This is a genomic window from Oleiphilus sp. HI0079 (genome assembly GCF_001635105.1).
In genome coordinates this window covers 25484-32059 of record NZ_LWFT01000325.1, presented here as the reverse complement: position 1 = coordinate 32059, position 6576 = coordinate 25484, and the positions used below count along the sequence as shown (strand labels likewise).

Here is a 6576-nt window from a genome sequence, read left to right as displayed (position 1 = left end):
AATGTCCCTCGCGTTCATGGGCTTTACTGGACTGGTTGCATTCTGATGTCAGTTGCTCTCACAGCGATTATTGTCTTACTAGTATTGGCTTCCGTGTTTGGAGCGATACTTGGCTTTGCGGCTATTCGTTTCAGAGTGGAGGGGAATCCAATTGTCGATCAGATCGACAATTTGCTCCCGCAAACGCAATGCGGACAATGCGGCCATCCTGGTTGCAGGCCATACGCGCAAGCCATTGCCGACGGCGAAGATATCAACAAATGTCCCCCAGGCGGCGAGACAACCATTCAAGCGTTGGCAGACCTACTCGACGTAGAGGTCAAACCCCTGGATGCCGAACACGGCGAAGAGAAAGCTAAGCAGGTCGCCGTTATTCGCGAGGACGAGTGTATCGGCTGCACCAAGTGTATTCAGGCCTGCCCTGTTGATGCCATTCTCGGTGCAGCAAAGCATATGCATACGGTGATTGCATCTGAATGCACAGGTTGCGATCTCTGCGTCGAGCCTTGTCCAGTCGACTGTATCGATATGGTTGAGGTCGATACAGGCATTGTTGGTTGGCACTGGTCAGCTCCGCAGTCCAACCTTATTGCTAGTGATCGAGGTGTCGCGTAATGCAGTCTGAACGCTTTATCCACAAAAACACGCGTACTTTGCACGACATCCCCGGTGGCATTCACCCCGAAGAGAACAAATGGCAAAGCACCCAGGATCCTATTCGTCAGCCACGCCTGCCAAAAACTCTGATCGTGCCGCTGCAACAGCATGCAGGCAAACCGGCCAAGATTCTTGTAAAAGCGGGCGAGTCAGTACTCAAAGGGCAGTTAATTGCCGAGTCTGATGGCGTGATTAGCGCTAACGTGCATGCTTCTAGTTCAGGCACGGTTCGCGAAATTGCAGAGCATTCCATCGCACACCCCTCCGGTTTAGCTGCCGAATGTATCGTCATTGATACCGATGGCAAAGATACTTGGTGCTCCCTAACTCAGCATGAAGATTATCTGAATCTGCCACGCGAAACCGTGTTAGAAGTGGTTCGCGGCGCAGGCATTGCTGGAATGGGAGGTGCCGGCTTTCCAACCGACGTAAAACTACATCCTGCAAATCTAAAACAACTGAACACACTGATCATTAATGGCATCGAGTGCGAGCCTTACATCACCGCCGATGACATGCTAATGCGCAGTTATGCAGATGAGGTTCTGCGCGGCATCGAGATCATGGCAAGACTGCTGGAGCCAAAGAACGTCGTACTGGCTATTGAAGACAATAAGCCACACGCATTTGAAGCGATTCAGGCGGCGCTTGAAGAGCGCTCAAGCCATACGACTGCCGCGAAATATGATGTTGAGTTAGCCGTTATCCCGACAAAATACCCTTCAGGTGGCGAAAAGCAGCTGATTCAGATTCTTACTGGACAAGAAGTACCCAGTGGCGGCATTCCTGCCGACATAGGCATTGTCTGCCAAAATGTTGCAACGGCACGCGCCGTTTATCGCGCGGTTCGTTATGGCGAACCGCTGATATCTCGAATAACCACATTAAGTGGTGAGGCGATAGGCCAACCCTGCAATGTGGAAGTCTTGATAGGCACGCCTATTTCGCATTTGCTCAACGAGTTTGACTATCAACCCGCCCGCCATCCAAGACTGATTATTGGTGGCCCGATGATGGGTTACACAGTGGAAGACGCAAACACACCTGTCGTCAAAACCACAAACTGCATCCTCGCGCCAGAAGTGAATGAACTTCCCCTGAGCGAACACGCGCAGGCATGTATACGTTGTGGCCTCTGTACAGAGGCGTGCCCTGCGGAGCTGCTTCCGCAACAGCTGTACTGGTTCTCGCGCTCTGGCGAATATGAAAAAGCAGAGCACCATAACTTGTTTGACTGCATAGAGTGCGGCGCCTGTGCGTACGTTTGTCCCAGCTCGATTCCACTTGTGCAGTACTATCGTCATGCCAAGGGAGAAATCAAAGAGCAGCGCTTAGAAACAGAGAAATCTGATCGAGCTCGAATTCGGTTTGAAGCCCGACAAGAGCGCCTAGAACGAGAGGCTCAGGAAAAAGAAGCTAAGCGCAAAGCACGCGCAGATGCAGCCGCAAAAATGCAGGCCGAGAAAGCAAGTTTAGCCACAGCGCAAAATGCAGATACGCCTTCTGGAAAGGCGAACAACACGGCAACTCAAGATCCCAAAAAAGCAGCGATTGAAGCGGCGTTAGCGCGTAAACAAGCCAATACAGAAGCTGCGCCGACGTTAGCAACTAGTGCAGAGCCAGAGAAATCAATCGATGAATTAAAAGAGCTCTTCGAAAAAGCGCAACTTAAACTCGATAAAATGATCGACGCTTTAGAAGACGCAAAAGCAAATGCGCCTGACAATGTCGCCAAACTTCAACGCGCGGTTGAAAAAAACCAGTTACGTGTTAATCAAGCCAAGCAGAATTACGAAAAAGCTCGGAAAGTTGCTGAGAACAATCAGCCTTCCGCATCCCCTGCAACATCTAGCACAGCCCTACAACCCTCGCTTGAAGAGCTACATGTTCATCTCGAAAAGGCGCAGAATAAGCTCGAAAAGATGGAAGAAGCTCTTAAAGAAGCAAAGAGCAACACACCGGATGCAATAGAGAAACTGCAGCGTGCAGTAACTAAAAACAAAGTCAGAGTCGCGGCGGCGCAAGAGGCTTATGATCACGTACTCAAACAACAGCAAGAGACAAACTAATGGCTTTGATTTCGCGAAGCTCTCCACATACACGGCAAAACCAAGACACCTCAAGCATTATGCGATGGGTCATACTGCTTTGTGTGCCCGGCCTGCTTGCTCAGACCTATTTTTTTGGCTGGGGTAACCTTCACAATGTCCTGCTATGCAGCGCTGCAGCAATGCTCAGTGAAGCCGCAATTCTGGCCATCCGAAAGCGCCACATTGGCTTTTATCTCCGCGACTATAGCGCTCTGTTAACAGGGGTACTCTTGGGTATCGCCCTGCCACCACTTGCACCTTGGTGGGTCAGCGTGATTGCCGCCAGCTTTTCCATTATTTTCGTCAAACAGCTCTACGGCGGTCTTGGTTATAACCCCTTTAATCCTGCGATGGCCGGCTACGCGTTGGTACTCATCTCTTTTCCAGTGGCGATGACAACCACATGGTCAACGCCAACCCCCTTGCAAGATGGCTTCCCGTCATTTAGCCAGACCATCGAGGTAATTTGGGAGCAGAATGCTGCGACTGACGGACTAACGGGCGCTACCCCCCTAGATGTTTATAAACACGAGATCAAAGCCGGTACTGCCGAAACAGTAACAGAAAACCCGGTTTTTGGTTCTGGGGTCGCTTTGGGGTGGGAGTGGGTCAATGCCGGGTTTCTTCTTGGCGGCTTAATACTTTTAGCCATGCGCATTATCCATTGGCAAACACCCGTAGGCGTCATTCTAGGAATCGCACTCCCTGCCTTGCTGTTTTCATCTGATGCGGATCAAGCGGTTCCTGTGGGCCTTCACCTATTCGCCGGTGCCACGATGTTTTGCGCGTTCTTTATCGCCACAGACCCTGTATCTTCAGCGACCACTCCAAGAGGCCGCTTAGTCTTTGGACTAGGCGTAGGCGTGCTTATTTACGTTATACGAACCTTTGGCGCTTACCCAGATGCCGTAGCTTTCGCCGTGCTTCTCATGAACTTTGCCGCGCCATTGATTGACGTCTATACGCAACCGCGAACTTATGGCCATCAAAAAGCTAAGCGCGGTACCAAAGAAAAAGAAAAGCATTAGCTAGGATTTCATAACAGTATGACTAACGAAGACCAAGCACCAATAAGCTCGTTTCAATCAGCCATTCGCGCTGCGATCGGGCTAGGTCTATTTGCGATACTAACAGCAGGTCTCGTTGCGCTTGTGCAGCTAAATACAAAAGAACGCATCGTCGAACAGGCGACCAAAGCCCGTTTGGCGGCACTCTACGAACTCGTACCGGAATCCTACCGTGACAATGACCTGCTGGCAGACAGCTACATGCTCTCTATTCGCGAGGGTGCAGAGCCTCAAAGCGTTTTTCTTGCGCGCAGCGGGGGCAGCGTTAGTGCCATTATTCTTCCTTGGACAGCTCCTGACGGTTATACCGCTCCGATTCAACTTCTTGTCGCGATTGATGTTGATGGCGAGCTGATTGGTGTCAGAGTCGTTTCACACAAAGAAACACCCGGCTTGGGCGACAGTATTGAATTGACAAAATCAGACTGGATATTAGGTTTTGATGGTCGCTCCATCGCCAACACCGCAGCGGGTGCCTGGGCCGTAAAGAAAGATGGCGGTGAGTTTGATCAGCTAACTGGTGCCACTATCACACCGAGAGCAATCGTGTCTGCGGTTTACGAAGCCCTGCGGTTTTTCGAAGCCAACAAGATTGCGCTGTTAAACCAAGCGCCTCAAGCACAACTTCACCTGTCGAAAGCACCTTGAAGGGCCTCTCAGCATGAACCACATCGACGAACTAAAAACGCTTAGCAAGAACGGCCTATGGTCCAACAATCCGGCACTCGTTCAATTGCTTGGACTGTGTCCTTTATTAGCGGTTACCGCCACCGTTGTGAATGCTATTGGCTTAGGCGTGGCCACAATGCTGGTTTTGGTCATGTCGAATATTTCTGTGTCTTTGATTCGAAACTTTGTCAGCGATGCCATTCGTCTTCCTGCATTTGTAATGATTATTGCTTCGCTCGTTACCTGTGCTGAACTCCTAATGAAAGCTTTTACGTATGAGCTTTACCAAATACTCGGCATATTCATCCCTCTGATCGTGACCAATTGTGCCATTCTTGGGAGAGCCGATGCTTACGCGAGTAAAACTAATCCGTTATTCGCCGGTGTTGATGGCTTCATGATGGGGCTTGGGTTCCTTATCGTGCTAGTGATTCTTGGCGGTGCTCGAGAGGCGATTGGCCAAGGTACACTTTTCTCCAACATGCATCTCATTTTCGGCGAAGCAGCGCGTGGCTGGGAGATAATTCTAGCGACGGATTACAGTAACTTTCTGTTTGCAATTCTGCCGCCTGGGGCATTCGTCGGCATGGGTTTAATCATTGCAATCAAAAATGTGATTGACGCGAAAATCGCGCAACGCAAAGCACAGCAAAACCAGACAAGTGCTGGCTCCAAGCGGGTTAGGGTAACAGGTCATATCTCCTAGGTTATTAGCAGCAAATTTGAGCATTTCAGAAATCTTGTACTAGACTCACTCCAGAATTCGGGATCGAATATGGACTGTTTATGAGTGCCCAAAAAATCGTTGTTTTTCATGCACCAGGAAAAACGCCCTCAAGCTATGACCATAACATCGGTCAATTAGAGGGTGCCGTGCACTTTGATTTGCCTGTTGGTACGAAGGACTTCGCTTCAAACGACCACGTTGCCAAGAGCATAGAGCATCTTCCGCATGCCATACTGTTCGACATTATTGAGGGGGTCGATTATCACTCTCTCGTCTCCTATCTGGATGGCCAGTTAAAAGATTCACGACCGACGATGCTCGGCATGGTCGACAACGCATTAGAAGGCAAGCCTTGTAATGTACTCACAAAACTCCCACTAGATAGCTACCTTGGAACAGACTGGGACAAAGAACGCATTCAGCACAAGTTACAAACCTTCATTCAACACAAACAGCATAATGAAGATCTCCAAGAACAGCTCAAATCGACGACAGACACAGCGTTGACTGCGATGCGGGCCGCTTCTGAAATTGGCCTATTGATGCAGTTGGTCGAGTGGCTGCAGGAATCATCGAGTACCGATGATGTCGCCAATGCGTTATTTCGTCTTTGCGGCAGCATGGAGTTAACAGCCTATTCTTTAATCGTGGATAACACGCGACGAACCTATTTCCCACACGATGCCGTGCACGAGGCCGCGAAAAAAATCATGGATGAAGCGCTGACGAGTGATATTCGAGTGCTATCAAGAAATCGCATATTGGTGTTTCGGTTGGATTACTTGGTTTTATTGGTTACCAATGCCCCTTGGGAGGATCAGGAAAAATATGGCCGATTGCGTGACATCTTACTTCAAGGTGCCGCGCTTGCCGAAGCCAAAGCACGAACGATCACCGTCAACAATCTAATCAATAGCCAGCATACGCAAGTCACCTCGATCATGGACATGATCAAATCGGTGTCCGCCGAAACGCAAATGTACGCCCGCGACATTATGAAAAACCTGTCCGATGAGCTGCATATCGCAGCTATGACTCTCGACCTGACGGAAGAACAAGAAGCAAAGCTTTTAGAGCTATCGAGTGACGCGTTCGAGTCAATGGAAGTGCTTTATCAAAACAGCGATGCTTTGGAACATCACTTCCACAGTCTCATCAGCTCTATCACAGCCGTAGAAGCACTAACTAAGAACGAGGTGAAAAAAACAGAACCAGAACTAGAAAGTAACGACGACGTCGAACTCTTCTAATAAGCTACCCGAAATCTACTCAATTTCGCATCGACAAGCAGCAATTTGAACATTGCATGACAACCCTGTCACGTTCGTCCCAAAACCGGCTTGATCACTCCACATACTGTTTGTAG

At 49.6% G+C, this 6576-nt stretch carries 6 protein-coding genes; all 6 read left to right on the top strand.

What is annotated here, in order from left to right:
- Positions 1-45 precede the first annotated feature (45 nt).
- The 6 genes from rsxB (at position 46) to A3750_RS04550 (ending at position 6460) form a co-directional block, all read left to right on the top strand.
- Positions 46-615 (top strand): electron transport complex subunit RsxB, encoded by a 570-nt coding sequence (rsxB, locus tag A3750_RS04575; protein ID WP_156492308.1) that lies wholly within the window; start codon positions 46-48, stop codon positions 613-615.
- Positions 615-2726 carry an electron transport complex subunit RsxC gene (gene rsxC, locus A3750_RS04570; RefSeq protein ID WP_068453825.1) on the top strand — a complete coding sequence of 704 codons (2112 nt, stop codon included), beginning with the start codon at positions 615-617 and terminating at the stop codon, positions 2724-2726. Before rsxB ends, rsxC begins: the two co-directional genes overlap by 1 nt.
- The gene (gene rsxD, locus A3750_RS04565) at positions 2726-3775 is read left to right on the top strand and encodes an electron transport complex subunit RsxD (RefSeq protein ID WP_068453827.1); all 1050 of its coding nucleotides are present in this window, start codon (positions 2726-2728) and stop codon (positions 3773-3775) included. Before rsxC ends, rsxD begins: the two co-directional genes overlap by 1 nt.
- An 18-nt stretch (positions 3776-3793) precedes the next feature.
- Positions 3794-4462: an electron transport complex subunit RsxG gene (rsxG, locus tag A3750_RS04560; protein ID WP_068465697.1), complete on the top strand. Its 669-nt coding sequence runs from the start codon at positions 3794-3796 to the stop codon at positions 4460-4462.
- Between the two features lie 13 nt (positions 4463-4475).
- Positions 4476-5189 carry an electron transport complex subunit E gene (locus A3750_RS04555; RefSeq protein ID WP_068457836.1) on the top strand — a complete coding sequence of 238 codons (714 nt, stop codon included), beginning with the start codon at positions 4476-4478 and terminating at the stop codon, positions 5187-5189.
- Between the two features lie 80 nt (positions 5190-5269).
- The gene (locus tag A3750_RS04550; RefSeq protein WP_068453436.1) at positions 5270-6460 is read left to right on the top strand and encodes a hypothetical protein; all 1191 of its coding nucleotides are present in this window, start codon (positions 5270-5272) and stop codon (positions 6458-6460) included.
- The last annotated feature ends 116 nt before the right edge of the window (positions 6461-6576 follow it).

Coding starts and splice junctions, on each gene's coding strand:
- A3750_RS04550 (WP_068453436.1), top strand. CDS start 5,270: ATGAGTGCCCAAAAAATCGTTGTTTTTCATGCACCAGGAAAAACGCCC.
- A3750_RS04555 (WP_068457836.1), top strand. CDS start 4,476: ATGAACCACATCGACGAACTAAAAACGCTTAGCAAGAACGGCCTATGG.
- rsxD (WP_068453827.1), top strand. CDS start 2,726: ATGGCTTTGATTTCGCGAAGCTCTCCACATACACGGCAAAACCAAGAC.
- rsxB (WP_156492308.1), top strand. CDS start 46: ATGTCAGTTGCTCTCACAGCGATTATTGTCTTACTAGTATTGGCTTCC.
- rsxC (WP_068453825.1), top strand. CDS start 615: ATGCAGTCTGAACGCTTTATCCACAAAAACACGCGTACTTTGCACGAC.
- rsxG (WP_068465697.1), top strand. CDS start 3,794: ATGACTAACGAAGACCAAGCACCAATAAGCTCGTTTCAATCAGCCATT.